Source organism: Mesorhizobium sp. M8A.F.Ca.ET.208.01.1.1, from assembly GCF_004791315.1.
In the GTDB taxonomy this organism is placed as follows: domain Bacteria; phylum Pseudomonadota; class Alphaproteobacteria; order Rhizobiales; family Rhizobiaceae; genus Mesorhizobium.
The window spans coordinates 1,983,471-2,002,685 of sequence record NZ_SRUT01000001.1; the positions used below are offsets into that span (position 1 = coordinate 1,983,471).

The window sequence follows — 19,215 nt, forward strand, 5'->3', positions numbered from 1 at the left end:
TGCAGGGCGAGCCGTCGTTTCGGCCGTCAGTTGGTCAGGCCGATCTCGCGCATCTTGACGTAGACGATCTCGTCGGGCTCGCCGGTCTGCGGCAGTCCGAACAGCGACTGGAATTCCTTGATCGCCGCCTTGGTGCGTGCACCGACGACGCCATCCAGTTGCATGTCATCATTGCCGAAGGCCTTGAGCCCGGCCTGGATCTTGACGATGCGGGGGTCGGGTCCTTCGGTGGAGGCCGGGGCGGAACTCGTCTGCCCGGAATTCGTCTGCCCAGTATTCGTCTGCCCAGAATTCGTCTGCAACGACACGGGAACGGCGGCCGACGGCATGGCGGGACGAGGCTGCGGCTTGGGCACGGCGGCGGTCTTCGGCGTTGCCCCCAACTGGTCCAGCAGCAGCGCGTCGATCTCGCCCGAGGCGTTCAGCCCGACCTTCTGCTGATAGGCCTGTATGGCCTTGCGCGTGTTGGGGCCGGAAATGCCGTCGACGGTACCAGAATAGAAATCGAGATCCTTCAATATGCCCTGCACCTGCTCGACCACCGGATCGCCCTTGATCGGGGCGGGCGCAGCGTTGGGCCGCACGATGTTGATCGTTGTCTCCGGCTCGTCGGCTGCGTGCGGGAAGCCCTGGAAATTGCGTGTGGCGAAAAATGCCCCGGCGTGCGGGAAAGGCTGATACCACAGTGCATTCGCCGAGACGTAGAACAGCGTCACCAGGAATGCGGTCGATCCTCCCACAAGGACGGGATTGCGCGAAATCATGCCGCCGACGGCGATGGCGCCGTCCTGAAAGGCATTGCTGCGGCGTTTGACCGCCTTAGGCTGTTTTGCGGAGCGAGCCATTTCCGTCCCCTTTCGCCCTCGTCACCGGCATCGTCAGCACTCCGGTTTGGTTGGCGGGGCGTCCCTTCGGCCCGCTGACCGGCAGGCTGATGGTCACCGTGGTGCCCTCGCCCGGCATGCTTTCGATCGACATGGTCCCTTCATGCAAGGCGACCAGCCCCTTCACCAGGGAAAGGCCAAGACCCGTCCCCTCGAAACGGCGGGTATAATCGTTCTGGATCTGCATGAAGGGCTTGCCGAGATTGGCGAAATCCTCCTCGGCGATGCCGATGCCGGTGTCCCTGACCCAGAAATGCAGACGTGAGCCGATCCGCTTGGCGCCGACGACGACGTCGCCGCCGTCGGGCGTGAACTTGATCGCGTTGGAAACGAGGTTGATGAGCATCTGCTGTACGGCGCGGCGATCGGCGTTGATATCGCCTGCGTCAGGGGCGATCTGCGTCTGCAGGTCGATATTCTTGGCCCGCGCCTGCAGCCGCATCATCGACTGGCACATGTCCACGGCTTCCACGAACCGGAACGGCTCCGGTTCGGTGGCGTAGACGCCCGATTCGATTCTCGATACGTCGAGTATGGATGTCACGACTGCCAGCAAATGCTGGCCCGAATCCCGCACGAGGCCGACATATTCCTTCTGGCGCGGGTCCTTGAAGGCGCCGAACATCTCGTGCAGCAGCATGTCGGAGAAGCCGATGATGGCGTTCAACGGCGTGCGCAGTTCATGGCTCACCACTGCCAGGAACCTGCCCTTGGCCACTTCGGCGGCCGCCGCCGTCTCATTGGCTTGCGCCAGTTCTTCGCGCAGCCGCGCTGTCTCGTCATTCTCGCGCAGCACAAGCGTGAAGACGTCGCTTTGTTCCTCGCCGCGCACCAGTTCGAGCGCGAATGGCTGATAGTTGTCGGCCACAAACCCATTTCCGTTCTGGGTGCCATTGCCACTCTGGGGCAGCCTGATGCGCAATTCGAGACGGCGCGACAGTGCGCCGTCTCGCATGTCGGCCAGGGCGCTGAGATAGGCGACACGGTCCGACAGGTGGACGCGGTCGAAGAGGCCCGTTCCGGACAACAGTTCAGGCGGCAATTTCAGAAGCGTACGCGCCTTGGCGGACGCATCCACGACTTCGCCGTGGCGGGCGATCCGCAAGACCACCGCGTCGATGATGTCTTCCAATCGGTCCCCTGCATCGACCGTATCGGTCGCGCCCGCGGAGCCGCGAAAAGCCGATATGCGCGGGATGAGGGTCAGCGCCCAGGCCAATGGCACCAGCCAGTGCCAGCCGGCGATGTGCGCGTCCGCGAATGGAAGGAAGGCGGCCGACAGGGACTGAATGGCGATGGCGATGGCGGCCGAGGCGCCCCCCCACAATGCCGCACGCCGCGACGCGCCGATCCACCAGGCTTCGAATGGCAGCGCCAGGGCAAGCATGGCGACAGGTGAACTCAATCCGCCTGCGGCACCGATGAGACCGCCAAGGGCAATCGCCGCCATCGCCAGCGCGATCGGTCCCGCGGCGGCCATCTTGCCGGTCGCGGCCACCAGGAGGGCGACGAACCAGCACAGACCGAAGGCGGCGAAAATGGCGGCCATGGTCACGGCGGCCCCCATGCCCGATGTAACCAGCGTGACCGCGGCACCCGCTGCAAAGAACGGCGCGGCCAGCATCACGCCTATGAAACGGCGCTGGCGCTCGCGGTCGCTGCGCCCGAGAACGCTGGGATGAACCATGCGTTCACAACCGGCCGCCATTGCGCCAGGCAATTCAGCGTATCTGGCCTCGATCGGCATCAACTCAACGCACTCGCACTCGTCGGGAACAGCTCTGCTTTTGCAGATTGTCTTGATTGGCTTTGAAACTCGCATCCAGCGTTTAAGGAATGGATAAGGCAGGGCCGACCAAGGCCGGCCCTGCGGGAAATATCGGGATGACGGCCGCCGAAAACCCGGGCAAATGCAGCCATAGTAAACGGAGGGTTATTCGCGAACGCCCGCCATCAGCGGCCAAGCGGCAGGAACGGGATCGCCTTGATTTGCGAAAAATGTCATATAAACAAATAGATAAATGGTTATCGGATGGTAACGAGAATCGTCCCGATATGAAACAAATCGACAGCAAAAACGCTTCGTTTCGAATTTGCCTAAAATTTGAGGAAAATTCTCGGCGATCATGCAAGCCGTCTTTCGTCCCTGTGTGCCAATATCCTGCCCATAAAAGAGGTCATGCCATATGATGCATGATCCGGTCACGACGAGAGGCAAGGCATGTTCTTCCTGATAAGAATGGCTTTCTGGTTTTCACTTGTGCTGCTGGCGCTGCCGCTGGGCGTCGGGTCCGATGAAACGGGCCAGGAAAGCGTCGGGCCGATCCAGGCCCTGTTCGCGGCGCGCGACGCCGTCGGCGACATCGCCGGAATCTGCGAACGCAAGCCCGATGTCTGCGAAACCGGCAAGTCGGCGATGCACACCATCACCGCACGCGCCAAGGAGACCGCCAAGATCGCGGCCGCCATGCTGGACGACAAGTCCGCCGGCCCCGACACCTCGACAATGACGGGCAGCGTGCCGGACGAAATCGTCCTGCCCCAGACGGTCAACCTGCCGATAAAGAATTAAGCCGTCTCGACGGCGCACCGCGGATCGTTTGCCCTCTCGACGCCCGCGGTGTCCTTGTTTTTTCCGTGACGCGGCGCCGCCGCGTGACTATATCCGGGTCATGACGACCACGATCCAGACGATCCGCGACGACTTCTCGTTCCTCGAGGAATGGGAGGACCGCTATCGTTACGTCATCGAGCTCGGCGAAGCGCTGCCTCCCTTCCCCGATGCGGAGCGCAACGCCGCCAACAAGGTGCCGGGTTGCGTCAGCCAGGTCTGGCTGACCACCGAACGGGGTTCGGGCGCCGATCCCGTCATCACCTTCACGGGCGATTCGGACGCCCATATCGTGCGCGGACTGGTCGCGATCATGTTGGCGCTGTTTTCCGGAAAGACAGCCAGCGAAATCCAGAAAACCGACGCTGAAGCAACGCTGAAGGCACTCGGCCTCGACGAGCACCTGTCCCCCCAGCGTGCCAACGGCCTTCGCTCGATGGTCAAGCGCATCAAGCGCGACGCCGAGATGGCGCTCGCGCAGACTGCCTGACAGGCTTCTTCACACCTTTCCTGGAATTGCTCTGGCCCTCAAAATCAAACGGCGCCCGAAGGCGCCGTCCGATTTCAGGTCCAATCCGGCAGTATCGGCTACCGCGCCTTGCGCTTGCGGCCGAGGCCCATCTTCTTGGCAAGCTGCGAGCGGGCCGCCGCGTAGTTCGGGGCAACCATCGGATAGCTTGGGTCCAGGTTCCACTTTTCGCGATACTGATCGGGCGTCAGATCGTAGTGGGTCATCAGGTGACGCTTGAGCGACTTGAACTTCTTGCCGTCTTCAAGACAGACAATGTAGTCGTCGTGAACCGAGCGCTTCGGGTTGACAGCCGGCTTCTGCTTGTCCGCAGGCGGCTGTTCGACGGTACCGCCCACACGCCCAAGAGCGGCGTGGACATCGGATATCAGGTTCGGCAGTTCGCCGACCGGCACGGGATTGTTGCTGACATAGGCAGCCACCACATCGGCGGTGAGCTCGATCAGCGCATCATTGTTTCTGGAAGGTGTTTCGACAATATCCATGGTCTTCAGGCCCCAACAAGAGTTACGTCGGTCTGCGCCCTTTTTTACAAGCAGGGCATTGCACGAATTTTTTGCAGATAGAGCATCCGCGATTCGTGTCACGGGGACATCAATGCGACCACACGTCAAGTAAGTCAATTCGCTCTTTGCATTATATTTAGGAATGTTGATCAAGTATTCCGGGATCAGCTTCAATCTTTCGTGCACCATGTAATTTTTCGATATTTCGGTCGCCAAACGGACAAAGGCTGACGTTGGGTCAGCTAATCGTTACATTCGCGATAACTCACAAAACAAGCTTCAATGCTCCGGTTTGCTTGACGAGCACACCGGCAAGCTTGGTTGTTCACACCTGTCCACAAAACCACAGGTTGCCAAACCATTCCCCGGTCAAGCAGGCCACTCCGGGGTCAAAACGGCACGATGTATCCGCCATAGGCCCAGCCGGTGACGAAGACGCCGTTCCTGGCGGGGTCATGCCAGACTTCGCACCAGCGATAGCGAACCGTCTGCTGCTGTTTCCATGCCTCCTGGCCGGCAATATCGAGCAGATCCATGCCGCCGGTGCATCGTCCGGTCATCTGCAGGACGGTCCCGTTCGGGTATGCGGCCTGCTTCTGGGAGATGCCCGACGGATATTTGCGCACATTGAGCGTGTCGCCGAACGGCACATTGGCTACTTGCCAAGCTGCGAATACGGTCGCATGAGACTGGCCGGCAAAGACCAGAGTCAACGAAGCGACGGCGAAGACCGCAGCAATACGAGACCGAACAGTCATCTTCTCTCCTCCCGACCATCTCAGGGCCCGACACCACCTCTACGCAACAGCTCTTGAACCCGCGCTGATCTGCGCGTTCATACATCGTTCAAGATATTTCCAGAGCGAGACGCAATGACCAGGACTTCCCGATTTCCGACCGTCAACCCGCCTGCCCCCGAAAAAAGGCCGGTCTCGGATACGCATCACGGCATCACGCGAACCGATGACTATGCCTGGCTGCGGGCGGATAACTGGCAGGAGATGTTCAGGGACCCTTCCTTGCTCGATCCTGGGATCCGCGCCGAACTCGAAGCCGAGAATGCCTACCATTCGGCGCTGATGGCCGACACGTCGGATCTGCAAAAGCAGCTTTTCAAGGAAATGAAGGGCCGCATCAAGGAAGACGATTCTTCCGTTCCCATGAAGGACGGTCCTTACGCCTATGGGTCTTCCTTCAAGCTTGGCGGCGAGCAGCCGCGCTATTTCCGCATGCCGCGCGACGGCGGACTCGAGCAGATCCTGCTCGACGGCGACGCCGAGGCCGAGGGCAAGGCCTATTTCCGGCTTGGCGGCGTCGATCATTCGGCCGATCATCGCAAGCTGCTGTGGGCCTTCGACGACAAGGGTTCCGAATTCTACACGCTGCGTGTGCGCGACCTTGCCGATGGCAGGGAACTGGCGGACCAGATTCCCGCCACCGGCGGTTCGGGCGTCTGGGACGCAGGCAATGACGGGTTCTTCTATACGCGTCTCGATCCGAACCACCGGCCGTCCAAAGTGCTGTTCCACGCCCTGGGCCAAAATCCTGAAAACGACCGCCTGATCTATGAGGAAACCGACCCCGGCTTCTTCATGAACGTCGACGGGACCCGCAACAATCAATGGATCATGATCGGCATCAACGATCACGAGACTTCGGAATATCGCCTGTTGAGCGCCAGCGATCCGTTTGCCGAGCCGAAGCTGGTGTCGGCGCGCGAGACCGGCCTTCAGTATGAGCTGGAGGAAGGCGGCGACATATTCTTCATCCTGACCAATGCGGACGGTGCCAAGGACTTCAAGATCATGACGGCGCCGGCGAGCGATCCTGTCCGCGCCAACTGGCAGGAACTGGTGCCGCATGAACCGGGCCGGCTGATCCTGTCGGTGATCGGCTTCAAGGACCACATGGTCCGGCTCGAGCGCAAGGAAGGCCTGCCGCGCATCGTCGTGCGTGACCGCGCCAGCGGCGAAGAGCATCTGATCTTCTTCGATGAGGAAGCCTTCTCGCTCGGCCTTTCGGGGTCCCTGGAATACGACACCGAGATGATGCGCTTTTCCTACTCGTCGATGACGACGCCGTCGCAGATGTTCGACTACAACATGCGCACCCGTGAGCGTGTGCTGCTCAAGACCCAGGAAGTGCCGTCCGGCCACGACCCGCATCAATACGTCACGAGGCGGCTGATGGCGCCCGCGGCCGATGGCGAACTGGTGCCGATCTCGCTTCTGCACCACCGCGACACGCCGCTGGACGGCTCCGCGCCCTGCCTGCTCTACGGTTATGGCTCCTATGGCATTGCCGTGCCGGCCGCCTTCAATACCAACTGGTTCTCACTCGTCGACCGCGGCCTAGTCTTTGCCATTGCCCATGTCCGCGGCGGCAAGGACAAGGGTTATGGCTGGTACGATGACGGCAAGCGGGCACAGAAGATGAACACCTTCACCGATTTCATCGCCTGCGCCCGTCACCTCGTTGCCGAGCGCTATACCGCGCATGACCGCATCGTCGCGCAGGGCGGCTCGGCCGGCGGCATGCTGATGGGCGCCATCGCCAACATGGCGCCGGATTGCTTCGGCGGCATCGTGGCCGAGGTTCCGTTCGTCGACGTGCTTACCACCATGCTCGACGCGACGCTGCCGCTGACCCCGCCGGAATGGCCGGAATGGGGCAATCCGATTGCATCGGCCGACGACTACCGGACGATCGCCGCCTATTCGCCCTACGACAATGTTGCCGCGCTCGACTACCCGGCGATCCTGGCGCTCGCCGGTCTTACCGATCCGCGCGTCACCTATTGGGAACCGGCCAAGTGGGTGGCGCGGCTGCGTGACCGCAAGAGCGGCGATAATCCGGTGCTGTTCAAAATCAACATGGATTCCGGCCATGCCGGTGCCTCCGGCCGGTTTTCGCGCCTGGAGGAGATCGCCTATATCTATGCCTTCACGCTGAAGGTGACGGACAAGGCATAGCTTACGGAGGAACGCCGCGGTGATCGATCTGTCCATATTGATAGCCTATATCGCAGTTGTGTTCGGCTTCGTCTTCATTCCGGGTCCGGCCACATTGTTGACGATCGCGCGCGCGACGAGTTCGGGAACGAGGGTCGGGATCGCCACCGGCGCCGGGATCGCGGCCGGCGATGTGTTTCATACCGTCATGGCGATGATCGGCATCTCGGCGATCATCGCCACATCGGCGACGCTGTTCAGCCTCGTGAAGTATATCGGCGCGGCCTACCTCGTTTACCTCGGCATTCGCGCCATCATCGAGAAAGCGCCGACCGATCCGACCGCCGGCGCGCTTGCAATCTCCGCCGGCAAGGCGTTTCGACAGGCTGTCCTGGCCGAGGTGCTCAACCCCAAGACCGCGCTTTTCTTCCTCGCTTTCCTGCCTCAGTTCGTGCGGCCCGAAAACGGATCGGCGATGGTTCAGTTGGCCGTATTGGGGATCATCTTCGTCGTGCTGGGTCTATTCAGCACGGTTGTGTTCGCGGTGAGCGCGGGGCGGCTCGGCAGTTTCCTGCGCCGAAATCCGACAGTGCTGAAATGGCAGGGCAAGGTTGTCGGCGGCATCTATTGCGCGCTCGGTGTCCGCCTGGCCTTGCAACAGCGCTGAGGTCAGGCAGCCACGCGTCTGCCGGCAGGCATGATGATCATGACTTTTTGAATTCCGCGCGGCTCATTTCCGCTCGCAATTGCGACGCTCGCGCGTTACCCAAAGCACGACTTTTCCGGGCCACGAAGCCCACACTCGCACAAGGGTCCATCATGCTGCTCGTCGACGTCTATCTCGACAAATCGCCGATCCAGGGCATCGGTGTGTTTGCCAAGCACCACATTGCCAAGGGCACGCTGGTCTGGAAGCTCGACCCCCGGTTCGACCGGATCATCGACGTCGAGACCTATGAGGGCGAGACCGGGCCAGTGAAGAACTATCTCGACCGCTATTCCTACCCCGACCGGCGCGATCCGGCCTATATCGTCTTCGAAGCCGACGACGCCCGCTACATGAACCATGACGACGAGCCGAATTGCGATGTCTCGTCGCCCGAGGAAACCTACGCCTTGCGCGACATCGCGCCCGGCGAGGAGATGACCTGCAACTACAACCATTTCTTCGAAACGGGCTTCGATTTCCTCGGCGATCGACACCTGCAGTCCGAAGACTAGTTCGTGCTTTTCTTGCGCGGCGGATAGCCGTTGGGATGCGGCGGTACCGCCTTGAGATAGGCGGCAATCGCCGCACGGTCGTCCGCCGTCAGCTCGGCCATGTTGCGCTGCACATCGACCATCGCGCCGCCAGCGGAATCGAAATCCGGCGTGAACCCGGTTTCGAGGTAGTTGGCAATGTCGGCTTCCGACCAGTTGGTGATGCCACTCCCACCCGGAGTGATGTTCGGCACGACGCCCGAGCCCTCGGCTGCCACAGCACCGGCCAGCCATTCGCTTTTCCTGATGCCGCCAGCCAAGTCGCGGGGCGTATGGCATTCGCCGCAATGACCTGGCCCTTCGACCAGATAGCGGCCTGCCATCACGGGTTCCGGCGTGCCGCCAGGCAGCGGAATGACAGGCTGGTCGCTGAGATAGAGGCGCTTCCATAGGCCAATGCCGCGCCGGATGTTGAACGGGAACGCCAGCGAATTGCCCGGCGTCTTGCCGGCGACGGCGGGAAGCGTCTTCAGGAAGGCATAGAGATCGGCAATGTCGGAAGGTTTCATGCGCGCGTAGGACGCGTAGGGAAACGCCGGATACAAATGATGACCCGAGGGCGATACGCCTTTCAACATGGCGTTGGCGAGATCCTCGGCCGACCATGCGCCGATGCCGTCCTTGGGGTCTTGCGAAATATTGGGCGGAACGAAGGTGCCGAACGGCGTCTTGAGTTCAAGGCCACCCACGAGCTGAAGCCGTGCATCGCCCTGCGACCCAGGTTTCGCATGGCAGGAGGTGCAGCCGCCTGCATAAAAAATCCGCTTGCCCCGAACAGCATCGCCGGGGCCGAGTTGCGCCAGCGCCGCCGCATCAAGCTTGACCGGCGCCGACAGCAGCCAACCGGCTGCCGCGCCGGCGACGCCCAGAACGAGGGCCGCGCCGACGAGCTTCTTCAGCCATGCCATATCAGGCAATCAGCCCTTCTTGACCCTGTAGCTCTGATGGCAGGCGCCGCAATTCGACCCAAGAACGCCGACTTGCGCTTTGAGCGCATCGACATCGCCAGGAGCTGCCGCGACCGCGGCCTTGACGTCGGAGAGATACTTGTCCTCGGCCGCCTTGAAGCCGGCCATGTCTTCCCAGATCTTTGGGGCCGCCGTGGTGTCGCCGGCATCGCTGCCCTTCGGGAACAAGGCCTCTACGTCGAATTTCTCGGCATTTGCCTGCACGGCCTGCAGCTGCGTCAGCACCGCGGCGGCATCAAAGGGTTCCTCGCCCTTGACCACTTTCGCCAGGCCGCCGACGATCTTTCCGCGTTCCTTCATCAGAGCCTGCCGGTCGAGGATCGGATCGGCAAAGGCCGCCGACGCGGCGACTGCGAGCATGGAGATGGCGATGACAAGCTTTCTCATTCATTTGGCTCCGTGATGAAGGCATTCAGGACAGGACGTTAACGGACGTGGCGGGAGGAATATTCCCTTCTCCCGGCATGAATTTTGTATGACCTTTGCTTGTGCGGCACCTCGGTACAAAAAGAAAAGCCCCGATTTGCGGGGCTTTTCTGGAGGCCTGTCAGGCTTTTTCGTAGAGTTCGAGAACGTGATCCCAGTTGATCAGGCTGTCGACGAAGGCCTCGAGATATTTCGGCCGGGCGTTGCGATAGTCGATGTAGTAGGAGTGCTCCCAGACGTCGACGCCGAGGATCGGCGATGCGCCGTGAACCAGCGGATTTTCGCCGTTCGGCGTCTTCGAGATCGCCAGCTTGCCGTCCTTGACCGAAACCCAGGCCCAGCCCGAACCGAACTGCGTCGTGCCGGCGGCGATGAAATCGGCCTTGAACTTGTCATAGCCGCCGAGGTCGCTGTCGAAAGCCTTCTGCAGGGCACCCGGCAGCTTGTTGCCGCCGCCGCCCTTCTTCATCCACTTCCAGAAATGGATGTGGTTGTAATGCTGTGCGGCATTGTTGAAGAGACCGGCATTCTTGCCGAACGACTGCTTGACCACCTCTTCGACGGAAAGATCGCCAAGGCCGGCTTCGGCGGCGAGCTTGTTGCCGTTGTCGACATAGGCCTTGTGATGCTTGTCGTGGTGATACTCCAGCGTCTCTTTCGACATATAGGGCTGCAGGGCCTCATAGTCGTAGGGCAGAGCGGGCAATTCGAAAGCCATGGGTAGTACTCCCTCGTGGAAAAATCCGGGGTGGATACCGGAGTAAGATAGGTCGGGATTGAGCTGGAACAACTCCGGAAGTGAAGCGTCGGTTCTCTTTCTAAGCGGGTTCCCGGGAACTGTCACACGCTTTTCCTGCGCCCAACCGCGCAGCGACAAAAAGGTCAAACCGGCATCTCAGCCAACCGAGGCCGAATGCGCCCAATCCCAATAGAGTTCGCGTGCCTTCTTGGCCACCGGGCCGGGTTGCAGGTCGCGGTCCTCGATGCGGGTGACCGGCACCACCTTGGAGTGGTTGCCGGTCGAGAAGATTTCGTCCGCGTCGAGGAAATCCCGCACCGAAAGCGTCTTTTCGGTCGTCCTGAACCCATAGTCGCCGAGCAGCGTCATCGTGCGCGAGCGGGTAATGCCGGACAGGAAGGTTCCGTTGGGCGCCGGCGTCAGCACATGGCCGTCCTTGACCAGGAAGATGTTCGAGCTTCCGGTCTCCGCGACATTGCCCAGCATGTCGAGCACAAGCGCATTGTCGAAGCCGCGCGCCTTGGCCTCGAGGATGGCCCGGCCGTTGTTGGGATAGAGGCAGCCGGCCTTGGCATTGGTCGGCATGGTTTCGATGGTCGGCCGCCGGAACGGCGATACGGTCACGGAAAAACCGGTCGGCGGGATCATCGGCGATTCATAGAGACACAGGCAGAAACGGGTCGAGGCGGGATCGGCCGGCACGCCCATGTAGCCGCCATGCTCGGCCCAGTACATCGGCCTGATGTAGACTGCTGTCTTGCCGTCGAATTTCTTCAATCCGTCCCAGGTCAGCCCGACGATCTGCTCCGGCGTCATGTTCGGCGCGAGGCCGAGCGCTACCGCCGAGGCATTGACGCGTGCGGCATGAAGTTCGAGGTCGGGCGCAACGCCCTCGAACCAACGAGCCCCGTCGAACACGCTGGTGCCGAGCCACATGGCGTGGCTGCGCGGCCCCAGAATGGCGACATTGCCTTCGTACCAATCGCCATCGACGAAAGTCCATGTCGCGGATTGCGCCGCTGCCGCCAGTGTCATCGCGTTTTCCCGTTCCGGTCAATCTTATGTGACAGCCATTGGAAGATGCTTTGACAGGCCTCGTCAACCATCATCAGGGAGATTTGTTGAGGCCAGCGACGGGTGCGGTGCAATCAAGGCTTGCACCTTGTCCCGCCTCGCCTCAAAACTGTTGCCATGCAATACGCCGCCTATGTTTTCGACGCCTATGGCACACTGTTCGACGTGCACGCCGCCGTGCGCCGCCATGCAGACGCGATCGGCCCGGACGGCCAGCTCCTGTCCGAAATCTGGCGCGCCAAGCAACTCGAATATTCCTGGGTGCGCACGCTGATGGGCGCCTATTCCGATTTCTGGCAGTTGACGGAACAGGCGCTGGACTTTGCCTTGCGCAAGGTCCCTTCGGCCGATCCTGGTCTCAAGGCAAAGTTGCTGGAGGCCTATTGGAGGCTGGACTGTTACCCCGAAGTGCCAGCCGTGCTGAAGGCGCTCAAGGCTTCCGGCGCCAGACTGGCTATCCTCTCCAATGGCTCACCCGAAATGCTTGAAGCGGCGGTAAAGTCCGCGGCACTCGACCAGGTCCTGGACGACGTCTATTCGGTCGATGCGGTGCGGCGCTTCAAGACCGACCCAGCGGTCTACGACATGGTCGCCACCGGCTGGCGCCTCTATCCAGGCGCGGTCTCCTTCCAGTCTTCCAATCGCTGGGACATTGCGGGCGCCACCAAATTCGGTTTCCGCACGGTTTGGATCAACCGCTCCAACCAGCCGGAGGAATACCGGGACTTGCCGCCGGCCCTGATCCTGCCATCGCTGGAGGCCCTCGTATCCGGCAGCTGACAGACCTGTGGCCCCAACGCCACAGTGGCGGCGCAGTCACAGCTTCGCCTTTGTTTGTCCACGTTCGGGCCAGAATCGGAACCGCCTATCGCCTCAGGTGTTGTTAGGCACCCGCGGCGGACGTCGGCGTGTTGACGCTTTGTTGCGATTTGGGTCTTAAAGAAGGCAGCCATGTCCATAACCGAAATCGAATCCTATCGCCTGAGCCGTCGCGGCTTTCTCAACGCCGCAGCCCTGGGCGCCGCCTCGATCGCGGTTTCGGCATGCGCAACCACCGGACCGGGGCCGGCCGAGCCGCCGCCACCTACCTATGTCGAGCCGCCGCTCGCCGACTATGCGTCTATGTACGCGGCGGTCAACGATGGCGGCTTCGATCTGCCGGCCATCCCGGTCGACAGGATCGACCCGCAGTTCCTGCGCCAGATCGTGCCCGACCCGACCGGACAGAAGCCGGGAACCATCGTCGTCGATACGACAGGCCACTTCCTCTATCTGGTTCGCCCGGGCGGCCAGGCCATTCGCTATGGTGTCGGGCTCGGCCGCGCCGGCTTCGAATGGTCGGGCGACGCCGTCGTCCAGTGGAAGCAGAAATGGCCGAAATGGACGCCTCCGGATGAGATGATCGCGCGCCAGCCGGAATTGAAGCAGTACAGCGCCGACAATGGCGGCATGCCCGGCGGCCTGAAGAACCCGCTCGGGGCGCGCGCGCTCTATCTCTTCCAGGGCAATGTGGACACGCTCTATCGCCTGCACGGCTCGCCGGAATGGCGCTCGATAGGCAAATCGGTGTCATCGGGCTGCGTGCGCCTGATGAACCAGGACATCATCGATCTCTATGACCGCGTGCCGTCGAAGAGCCCGGTCATCGTGACCAGCAACGCCAGCCAGCCCATGGTGGCGACGGCGAACCACAAGGCCATCCCGATCGACGCCGGCGTGCCGGATGGATCGGTGCTGCTCGGCCCGGTCAAGGCGGTCACGGACGCGATCTTCTGAGCTCACAGGGCAGCGGCAACGCCGCTGCCCGATCCTACCGCCCCCGCGACAAACTCCCCAGAATCCCGCGCACGATCGCACGTCCGACCGACGAGCCGACCGATCGCACCACCGACTTGATTGCGGCTTCCGCCACCGTCTGGCGATTGGACGGCCGCGGCGCCGGCGCGCGCCTGCCACCGGACTGCGGCGCTGGATCGTCATTGCCGAAGCCTGGAATGGTCCAGCGCGAGCCGCCGGTGTCTGCCTGCTGCGCCTCGGCGTCCTGCGCCTCCTTGGCCTTCTTCTGCAGCATCTCGAACGCCGATTCGCGGTCGATGACCTGGTCGTACTGGCCGGTGACCGGGCTTTCCCCGATCAGCTTCAGCCGCTCGGCGGGGGTAATGGGTCCAAGCCGCGACGACGGCGGACGGATGAGCGTGCGCTGGACCATCGACGGAATGCCCTTGGCCTCCAGCGTCGAGACCAGCGCTTCGCCGGTGGCGAGCTGGGTGATGGCGGTGGCGCAGTCGAAATCGGGATTGGGCCGGAAGGTCTCGGCCGCCGTCCTCACCGCCTGCTGCTCGCGCGGCGTGTAGGCGCGAAGCGCATGCTGCACGCGGTTGCCGAGCTGGGCGAGGACCTTTTCGGGAATATCCAAAGGGTTCTGCGTGACGAAATAGACGCCGACGCCCTTGGAGCGAATCAAGCGGACCACTTGCTCGACCCGGTCGATCAGCACCTTCGGCGCCTCGTCGAACAAGAGGTGCGCCTCGTCGAAGAAGAACACCAGCTTCGGCTTGTCGGGGTCGCCGACTTCGGGCAATTCCTCGAACAGCTCCGACATCAGCCAGAGAAGGAACGTCGCGTAGAGGCGCGGATTCATCATTAGCTTGTCGGCGGCCAGCACGCTGATGGCGCCGCGACCATCGCGGGTCGTGCGCATGATGTCGGCGATGCGCAATGCCGGCTCGCCAAAGAAGTTCGCCGCGCCCTGCTGCTCCAGCACCAGCAACGTGCGCTGAATGGCCCCCACCGATGGCTTGGTGACGTTGCCGTAACGGGCGCTGATCTCTTCCGCACGCTCGGCAATGTTGGCGAGCAGCGCCTGCAGATCTTTCATGTCGAGCAGCAGCAACCCTTCCTCATCGGCTATGCGGAAGGCAATGTTCATGATGCCTTCCTGTGCGTCGGTCAGGTTCATCAGCCGCGACAGCAGCAGCGGTCCCATTTCCGAAATGGTCGCGCGGATAGGGTGGCCCTGCTCGCCGAACAGATCCCAGAAGATGACCGGGAATTCCTGGAAGTCGTAAGGGTCGAGCTTCACCTGTTCCGCCCGCTTGACCAGGAAATCCTGCGCGGTGCCCATCATGGCGATGCCGGAAAGGTCGCCCTTGATGTCGGCGCAGAAGACCGGCACGCCGGCGTTGGAAAATCCCTCCGCCAGGATCTGCAAGCTGACGGTCTTGCCGGTACCGGTGGCGCCGGTCACCAGGCCATGGCGATTGCCGTATTGCAGCAGCAGATTTTCAGCTCGCTGATAGCTGTCGTCGGGCTTGCGGCTGGCGCCGATGAAAATACTGGTGTCGTCAGCCATATGTCGGGTCTCCGCAAACTGATGTGCCCAAAGCCAGCCTTTGCCCGAAGGTATAGTGAGGCTGTTGCACAGCGACAATGACAATTGTCCAACGCGGGCCGATCATCCAATCCAGGGCCAATCGTCCAAATCGGACCAATCGCCAGGATCGGATTTTGGAACTTGCGAATTTCGATGGTGTTTGGCAATCGTCCATGGTCCGCCCACCCAAGCCGACCTATATCAGGTGGATCGAATATCAGGTGAGTGGGATTCGGGCCTTGCACGTGCATTGCGGTAACCGACCGGGGACCGTAGACTGGGCTGGCCGGGCTGGTGCGGCCACACAGAACGAGGACGACGAATGGGCGCCGGAGCCTTGACCAGGGATGTTGAGCCAATGGATGCGGAGCGTCAGCGATGGCTGGCCTTGGCGGAAAAGGCGTTGGCCGGCGCATCCTTCGAGGAAAAGCTGATCTCGCATACCGACGACAACATCCGCGTCGAGCCGCTCTATGACCGCGCGACCGGAGCCGAACCGATCGTGCGCGCCAATCCTCAATCGCCCTGGATCGTCAGCCAGCGCGTCGACGACCCCGATGTCGATCGCGCCAAGAGCCAGGCCCTGGAAGACATCGCGCAAGGCGCGACGGGACTGTCGCTCGTCTTCGAAGGTGCCCCGAACGCGTTCGGCTACGGCCTGCCGAGGACGGCGCAGGCACTGGAGACGGTGCTGGAGGGCGTGCCCCTCAACAGGGTCCAGATCCGCATCGACACCCACCCCTGGAGCCGCCCCATGGCCGACTGGCTGGTGGCGTTCCTGAGCAAGCGGCGCTCCGATCCGGCAAAGCTCAACCTTTCCTTCGGCATCGATCCGGCGGCAGTCCTCGCCGGCACCGGCCGGCTGCGCATGTCGATCGAGGCGCTGCAAGAATCGATGCCGCAATCGCTGGCGCATTTCTTCTCGATGGGCGTTCCGGGTGTGCTCCTGGAGGCGGACGGTCGCGTTTTTCACAATGCCGGCGCCACGGAAGCGCAGGAACTCGGCATCATGCTGGCCTCGGCGGTCTCGTATCTGAGAATGTTCGAGAAGGCGCGGCAGCCGCTCGTCTATGCCGCGCCTCATATCGGTTTCGCGCTCAGCGTCGACCAGGACCAGTTCCTGTCAATGGCCAAGGTGCGGGCCTTGCGCAGGCTGTGGGCACGGGTGCAGGAGGCCTGCTCGATCCCCAATTCCACGGCCAACATCCATGCCGAGACATCATTTCGCATGATGACGGCACTGGACCCCGAAACCAACATCTTGCGCACGACGATCGGCTGCTTCGCCGCGGCGGCGGGAGGCGCCGATTCGATCTCAATCCTGCCGCATACGATCGCGCATGGCCTGCCGGCGGCTTTTGCCCGCCGCGTCGCGCGCAACGCGCAGTTGATCATGGCCAATGAAAGCCATGTCGACCATGTCGCCGATCCCGCCCATGGCTCCGGCGCCGTCGAAGCGCTGACGTCGGATCTTTGCGAAGCAGCGTGGGCGGAATTGCAGGCGATCGAGGCAGAGGGTGGCGTGCTCTCCAGCCTTCGGGACGGACATATCCAGCAACGCGTCCGCGCTGCCGCCGTCCAGCGCGGCATTGCCTTCAAGTCAGGCGAGCGGGCCATGATCGGCGCCACGCTTTATCCGTTGAAAGGCGAGCGTCCGGTCGAGACGCTGGACGCTGAGCGGCGACCTGCCTTCACCGAGGGCGTTGTCCTGTGCGAGCCGCTGCCTCCAGTCCGCATCGATCAATCCATCGGGGCCGCTTCTTGATTCCGGATTTCAGTCAGATCGGCTGGGTGCCACCGCGCCGCGCGCCTGTCGAGGTCAAGGGGCAGCGGACGACGCCGGAAGGCCTCGTCGTCAAGCAGCTCTACAATCAGGGCGACCTCAAGGGCCTGCCGCATCTCGACACCTATCCCGGCCTGCCCCCCTTCGTGCGTGGCCCCTACCCAACCATGTATGTCCAGCAGCCCTGGACGATCCGGCAATATGCAGGCTTTTCGACCGCCGAAGAGTCCAACGCCTTTTACCGGCGCAACCTTGCCGCCGGCCAGAAAGGTCTTTCGGTTGCCTTCGATCTTGCCACACATCGCGGCTATGACTCAGACCATCCGCGTGTCGCCGGCGATGTCGGCATGGCGGGCGTGGCCATCGATTCCATTCTCGACATGCGTCAGTTGTTCGACGGCATTCCGCTCGGCGACATGACCGTGTCGATGACGATGAACGGAGCCGTGCTGCCGATCATGGCGCTCTACATCGTGGCGGCGGAAGAGCAAGGCGTCGCACAGGAAGATCTGGCGGGAACCATTCAGAACGACATTCTGAAGGAGTTCATGGTCCGCAACACCTACATCTATCCGCCGAAGCCCTCGATGCGGATCGTCTCGGACATCTTCTCCTACACCTCGAAGAACATGCCGAAGTTCAACTCGATATCGATCTCCGGCTACCATATGCAAGAGGCCGGCGCGACCGCCGACCTGGAGCTCGCCTATACGATCGCCGACGGTATCGAATATGCCCGCGCCGGCGTCGCGGCAGGGCTCGGCATCGACGGTTTCGCGCCGCGCCTGTCCTTCTTCTGGGCGATCGGCATGAACTTCTTCATGGAAGTGGCCAAGCTCAGGGCCGCGCGCCTGTTGTGGGCGACGCTGATGAAAAAGAATTTCGCGCCGAAGGACGAGCGATCGCTGTCGCTGCGTACCCATTGCCAGACTTCCGGCTGGTCGCTGACGGCGCAGGATCCCTACAACAACATCATCCGCACCATGATCGAGGCGATGGCGGCGACCCAAGGGCATACCCAGTCGCTGCACACCAATTCCTTCGACGAGGCAATGGCGCTACCGACCGACCATTCGGCGCGCATCGCCCGCAACACGCAACTTGTCCTGCAGAAGGAGTCCGGCACCACGCGCATCATCGATCCGTGGGGCGGTTCGGCCTATCTCGAGCGGCTGACACACGATCTGGCGGCGCGTGCGCTTGCTCATATCGAGGAGGTCGAGGCTCTCGGCGGCATGGCGGCGGCGATCGAAAAGGGCATACCCAAGCTGCGCATCGAGGAAGCGGCGGCCCGCACGCAGGCGCGCATCGATTCCGGCGAGCAGATGCTGGTCGGCGTCAATGCGCATCGCCCGGAGAACGACATCGAGGTCGATGTGCTGAAGATCGACAATGCCGAGGTCAGGGCCCGGCAACTCTCGAAGCTGCAACGGCTGAAAGGCACGCGCGACGTGGCCGCCGTCGAAAGCGCGCTCGATGCGCTGACACGTGCCGCACAAGGCGAGGACAATCTCCTTGAATTCGCCATCCGCGCCGCGCGCGCCAACGCCACTGTCGGCGAAATCTCGTTCGCCTTGGAACGAGCCTATGGCCGCCATGTGGCCACGGTGCAGACCATTTCCGGCGTCTACCGCAAGGCGCTCGGCGACAATCCGGTGGTCGACCGGCTGCGGGACAAGCTTGATGCCTTCGAAAAGAAAAATGGTGGCAAGCCGCGCATTCTCGTGGCCAAGATGGGACAGGACGGCCACGACCGCGGACAGAAGGTGATCGCCACGGCTTTCGCCGATCTCGGCTTCGACGTCACCGTCGGCGCCATGTTCCAGACACCGGAAGAGATCGCGAAGCTGGCCGTCGGGCACGATGTCCACATCATCGGCGCCTCGTCGCTGGCGGCGGGACACCTGACGCTGATCCCCGAATTGCGCGACGCGCTGAAAAAGCTCGGCCGCGGCGATATGCTGATCGTGGCCGGCGGCGTCATCCCGCCGCAGGACCATGAGGCTGTGCTGAAGGCGGGGGCTGCGGAAATCTTCCCGCCAGGCACGGTCATTCCGGAAGCGGCCGAGAGGCTGCTGGATCGGCTGCTGGCGCGTTGAGCGAAACATTGT

At 62.3% G+C, this 19,215-nt stretch carries 19 protein-coding genes; 9 read left to right on the forward strand and 10 right to left on the reverse strand.

The features are described from left to right. Window positions 1-26: 26 nt before the first annotated feature. The 3 genes from EN851_RS10185 to EN851_RS36770 all read right to left on the reverse strand — a co-directional run bounded on the left by EN851_RS10185 (window position 27) and on the right by EN851_RS36770 (window position 3,012). Complete coding sequence (locus EN851_RS10185) at window positions 27-845, reverse strand: peptidoglycan-binding protein (RefSeq protein ID WP_127871330.1); 819 nt, start codon at window positions 843-845, stop codon at window positions 27-29. After that, complete coding sequence (locus EN851_RS10190; RefSeq protein WP_135929097.1) at window positions 820-2,571, reverse strand: HAMP domain-containing sensor histidine kinase; 1,752 nt, start codon at window positions 2,569-2,571, stop codon at window positions 820-822. Before EN851_RS10190 ends, EN851_RS10185 begins: the two co-directional genes overlap by 26 nt. Window positions 2,572-2,817: 246 nt before the next feature. Next, window positions 2,818-3,012: a hypothetical protein gene (locus EN851_RS36770; protein ID WP_127277821.1), complete on the reverse strand. Its 195-nt coding sequence runs from the start codon at window positions 3,010-3,012 to the stop codon at window positions 2,818-2,820. Window positions 3,013-3,105: 93 nt separating this feature from the next. On the opposite strand from EN851_RS36770, the gene EN851_RS10195 reads away from it, so the two are divergent. Then, window positions 3,106-3,456: a DUF5330 domain-containing protein gene (locus EN851_RS10195; protein ID WP_127277820.1), complete on the forward strand. Its 351-nt coding sequence runs from the start codon at window positions 3,106-3,108 to the stop codon at window positions 3,454-3,456. A 100-nt stretch (window positions 3,457-3,556) separates the two neighbouring features. Further along, the gene (locus EN851_RS10200) at window positions 3,557-3,985 is read left to right on the forward strand and encodes a SufE family protein (RefSeq protein WP_127277819.1); all 429 of its coding nucleotides are present in this window, start codon (window positions 3,557-3,559) and stop codon (window positions 3,983-3,985) included. A 98-nt stretch (window positions 3,986-4,083) separates the two neighbouring features. Here EN851_RS10200 and EN851_RS10205 read toward each other — a convergent pair whose 3' ends face one another. After that, window positions 4,084-4,509, reverse strand: a complete 426-nt coding sequence (locus EN851_RS10205) for a MucR family transcriptional regulator (RefSeq protein WP_027143963.1) — start codon at window positions 4,507-4,509, stop codon at window positions 4,084-4,086. 410 nt (window positions 4,510-4,919) lie between these two features. After that, the gene (locus EN851_RS10210) at window positions 4,920-5,288 is read right to left on the reverse strand and encodes an SH3 domain-containing protein (RefSeq protein ID WP_135929098.1); all 369 of its coding nucleotides are present in this window, start codon (window positions 5,286-5,288) and stop codon (window positions 4,920-4,922) included. Between the two features lie 114 nt (window positions 5,289-5,402). Between EN851_RS10210 and EN851_RS10215 the strand changes: the two genes are divergently transcribed. The 3 genes from EN851_RS10215 to EN851_RS10225 all read left to right on the forward strand — a co-directional run bounded on the left by EN851_RS10215 (window position 5,403) and on the right by EN851_RS10225 (window position 8,702). Continuing rightward, on the forward strand, window positions 5,403-7,502 hold the full coding sequence (locus EN851_RS10215) for a S9 family peptidase (protein WP_135929099.1): 2,100 nt from the start codon (window positions 5,403-5,405) through the stop codon (window positions 7,500-7,502). A gap of 19 nt (window positions 7,503-7,521) precedes the next feature. Further along, the gene (locus tag EN851_RS10220; protein WP_135883403.1) at window positions 7,522-8,148 is read left to right on the forward strand and encodes a LysE family translocator; all 627 of its coding nucleotides are present in this window, start codon (window positions 7,522-7,524) and stop codon (window positions 8,146-8,148) included. A 152-nt stretch (window positions 8,149-8,300) separates the two neighbouring features. Beyond that, window positions 8,301-8,702: an SET domain-containing protein-lysine N-methyltransferase gene (locus EN851_RS10225; protein WP_127277815.1), complete on the forward strand. Its 402-nt coding sequence runs from the start codon at window positions 8,301-8,303 to the stop codon at window positions 8,700-8,702. On the opposite strand, the gene EN851_RS10230 is transcribed toward EN851_RS10225, so the two are convergent. From EN851_RS10230 to EN851_RS10245, 4 genes are all read right to left on the reverse strand, one after another. Next, window positions 8,699-9,649 (reverse strand): cytochrome c, encoded by a 951-nt coding sequence (locus EN851_RS10230; RefSeq protein ID WP_135929179.1) that lies wholly within the window; start codon window positions 9,647-9,649, stop codon window positions 8,699-8,701. The genes EN851_RS10225 and EN851_RS10230 overlap by 4 nt on opposite strands. A 9-nt stretch (window positions 9,650-9,658) precedes the next feature. Further along, window positions 9,659-10,096: a cytochrome c gene (locus tag EN851_RS10235; RefSeq protein ID WP_135929100.1), complete on the reverse strand. Its 438-nt coding sequence runs from the start codon at window positions 10,094-10,096 to the stop codon at window positions 9,659-9,661. 160 nt (window positions 10,097-10,256) lie between these two features. After that, window positions 10,257-10,853: a superoxide dismutase gene (locus EN851_RS10240; RefSeq protein ID WP_056563640.1), complete on the reverse strand. Its 597-nt coding sequence runs from the start codon at window positions 10,851-10,853 to the stop codon at window positions 10,257-10,259. Between the two features lie 177 nt (window positions 10,854-11,030). Next, window positions 11,031-11,909, reverse strand: coding sequence for a branched-chain amino acid aminotransferase (locus EN851_RS10245; protein ID WP_135929101.1), 879 nt, complete (start codon window positions 11,907-11,909; stop codon window positions 11,031-11,033). Window positions 11,910-12,065: 156 nt separating this feature from the next. On the opposite strand from EN851_RS10245, the gene EN851_RS10250 reads away from it, so the two are divergent. Together EN851_RS10250 and EN851_RS10255 are read left to right on the forward strand one after the other, a co-directional pair. Next, entirely contained in the window at window positions 12,066-12,728 is a 663-nt protein-coding gene (locus EN851_RS10250; protein ID WP_135929102.1) for a haloacid dehalogenase type II, read from the forward strand. Window positions 12,729-12,899: 171 nt separating this feature from the next. Beyond that, window positions 12,900-13,724: a L,D-transpeptidase gene (locus tag EN851_RS10255; protein ID WP_135883408.1), complete on the forward strand. Its 825-nt coding sequence runs from the start codon at window positions 12,900-12,902 to the stop codon at window positions 13,722-13,724. Between the two features lie 34 nt (window positions 13,725-13,758). Here EN851_RS10255 and EN851_RS10260 read toward each other — a convergent pair whose 3' ends face one another. Beyond that, the gene (locus tag EN851_RS10260) at window positions 13,759-15,300 is read right to left on the reverse strand and encodes a helicase HerA-like C-terminal domain-containing protein (protein WP_127278923.1); all 1,542 of its coding nucleotides are present in this window, start codon (window positions 15,298-15,300) and stop codon (window positions 13,759-13,761) included. A gap of 343 nt (window positions 15,301-15,643) precedes the next feature. Between EN851_RS10260 and EN851_RS10265 the strand changes: the two genes are divergently transcribed. Together EN851_RS10265 and scpA are read left to right on the forward strand one after the other, a co-directional pair. Continuing rightward, window positions 15,644-17,086 carry a methylmalonyl-CoA mutase subunit beta gene (locus EN851_RS10265; protein ID WP_127278924.1) on the forward strand — a complete coding sequence of 481 codons (1,443 nt, stop codon included), beginning with the start codon at window positions 15,644-15,646 and terminating at the stop codon, window positions 17,084-17,086. Next, the gene (scpA, locus tag EN851_RS10270; protein WP_135929103.1) at window positions 17,083-19,203 is read left to right on the forward strand and encodes a methylmalonyl-CoA mutase; all 2,121 of its coding nucleotides are present in this window, start codon (window positions 17,083-17,085) and stop codon (window positions 19,201-19,203) included. Before EN851_RS10265 ends, scpA begins: the two co-directional genes overlap by 4 nt. The last annotated feature ends 12 nt before the right edge of the window (window positions 19,204-19,215 follow it).

What these genes read in the sequence shown, in the direction of transcription:
- EN851_RS10185 (WP_127871330.1), bottom strand. Translation starts at nt 845, where the DNA reads ATGGCTCGCTCCGCAAAACAGCCTAAGGCGGTCAAACGCCGCAGCAAT.
- EN851_RS10190 (WP_135929097.1), bottom strand. Translation starts at nt 2,571, where the DNA reads ATGGTTCATCCCAGCGTTCTCGGGCGCAGCGACCGCGAGCGCCAGCGC.
- EN851_RS36770 (WP_127277821.1), bottom strand. Translation starts at nt 3,012, where the DNA reads ATGATCGCCGAGAATTTTCCTCAAATTTTAGGCAAATTCGAAACGAAG.
- EN851_RS10195 (WP_127277820.1), top strand. Translation starts at nt 3,106, where the DNA reads ATGTTCTTCCTGATAAGAATGGCTTTCTGGTTTTCACTTGTGCTGCTG.
- EN851_RS10200 (WP_127277819.1), top strand. Translation starts at nt 3,557, where the DNA reads ATGACGACCACGATCCAGACGATCCGCGACGACTTCTCGTTCCTCGAG.
- EN851_RS10205 (WP_027143963.1), bottom strand. Translation starts at nt 4,509, where the DNA reads ATGGATATTGTCGAAACACCTTCCAGAAACAATGATGCGCTGATCGAG.
- EN851_RS10210 (WP_135929098.1), bottom strand. Translation starts at nt 5,288, where the DNA reads ATGACTGTTCGGTCTCGTATTGCTGCGGTCTTCGCCGTCGCTTCGTTG.
- EN851_RS10215 (WP_135929099.1), top strand. Translation starts at nt 5,403, where the DNA reads ATGACCAGGACTTCCCGATTTCCGACCGTCAACCCGCCTGCCCCCGAA.
- EN851_RS10225 (WP_127277815.1), top strand. Translation starts at nt 8,301, where the DNA reads ATGCTGCTCGTCGACGTCTATCTCGACAAATCGCCGATCCAGGGCATC.
- EN851_RS10230 (WP_135929179.1), bottom strand. Translation starts at nt 9,649, where the DNA reads ATGGCATGGCTGAAGAAGCTCGTCGGCGCGGCCCTCGTTCTGGGCGTC.
- EN851_RS10235 (WP_135929100.1), bottom strand. Translation starts at nt 10,096, where the DNA reads ATGAGAAAGCTTGTCATCGCCATCTCCATGCTCGCAGTCGCCGCGTCG.
- EN851_RS10240 (WP_056563640.1), bottom strand. Translation starts at nt 10,853, where the DNA reads ATGGCTTTCGAATTGCCCGCTCTGCCCTACGACTATGAGGCCCTGCAG.
- EN851_RS10245 (WP_135929101.1), bottom strand. Translation starts at nt 11,909, where the DNA reads ATGACACTGGCGGCAGCGGCGCAATCCGCGACATGGACTTTCGTCGAT.
- EN851_RS10250 (WP_135929102.1), top strand. Translation starts at nt 12,066, where the DNA reads ATGCAATACGCCGCCTATGTTTTCGACGCCTATGGCACACTGTTCGAC.
- EN851_RS10255 (WP_135883408.1), top strand. Translation starts at nt 12,900, where the DNA reads ATGTCCATAACCGAAATCGAATCCTATCGCCTGAGCCGTCGCGGCTTT.
- EN851_RS10260 (WP_127278923.1), bottom strand. Translation starts at nt 15,300, where the DNA reads ATGGCTGACGACACCAGTATTTTCATCGGCGCCAGCCGCAAGCCCGAC.
- EN851_RS10265 (WP_127278924.1), top strand. Translation starts at nt 15,644, where the DNA reads ATGGGCGCCGGAGCCTTGACCAGGGATGTTGAGCCAATGGATGCGGAG.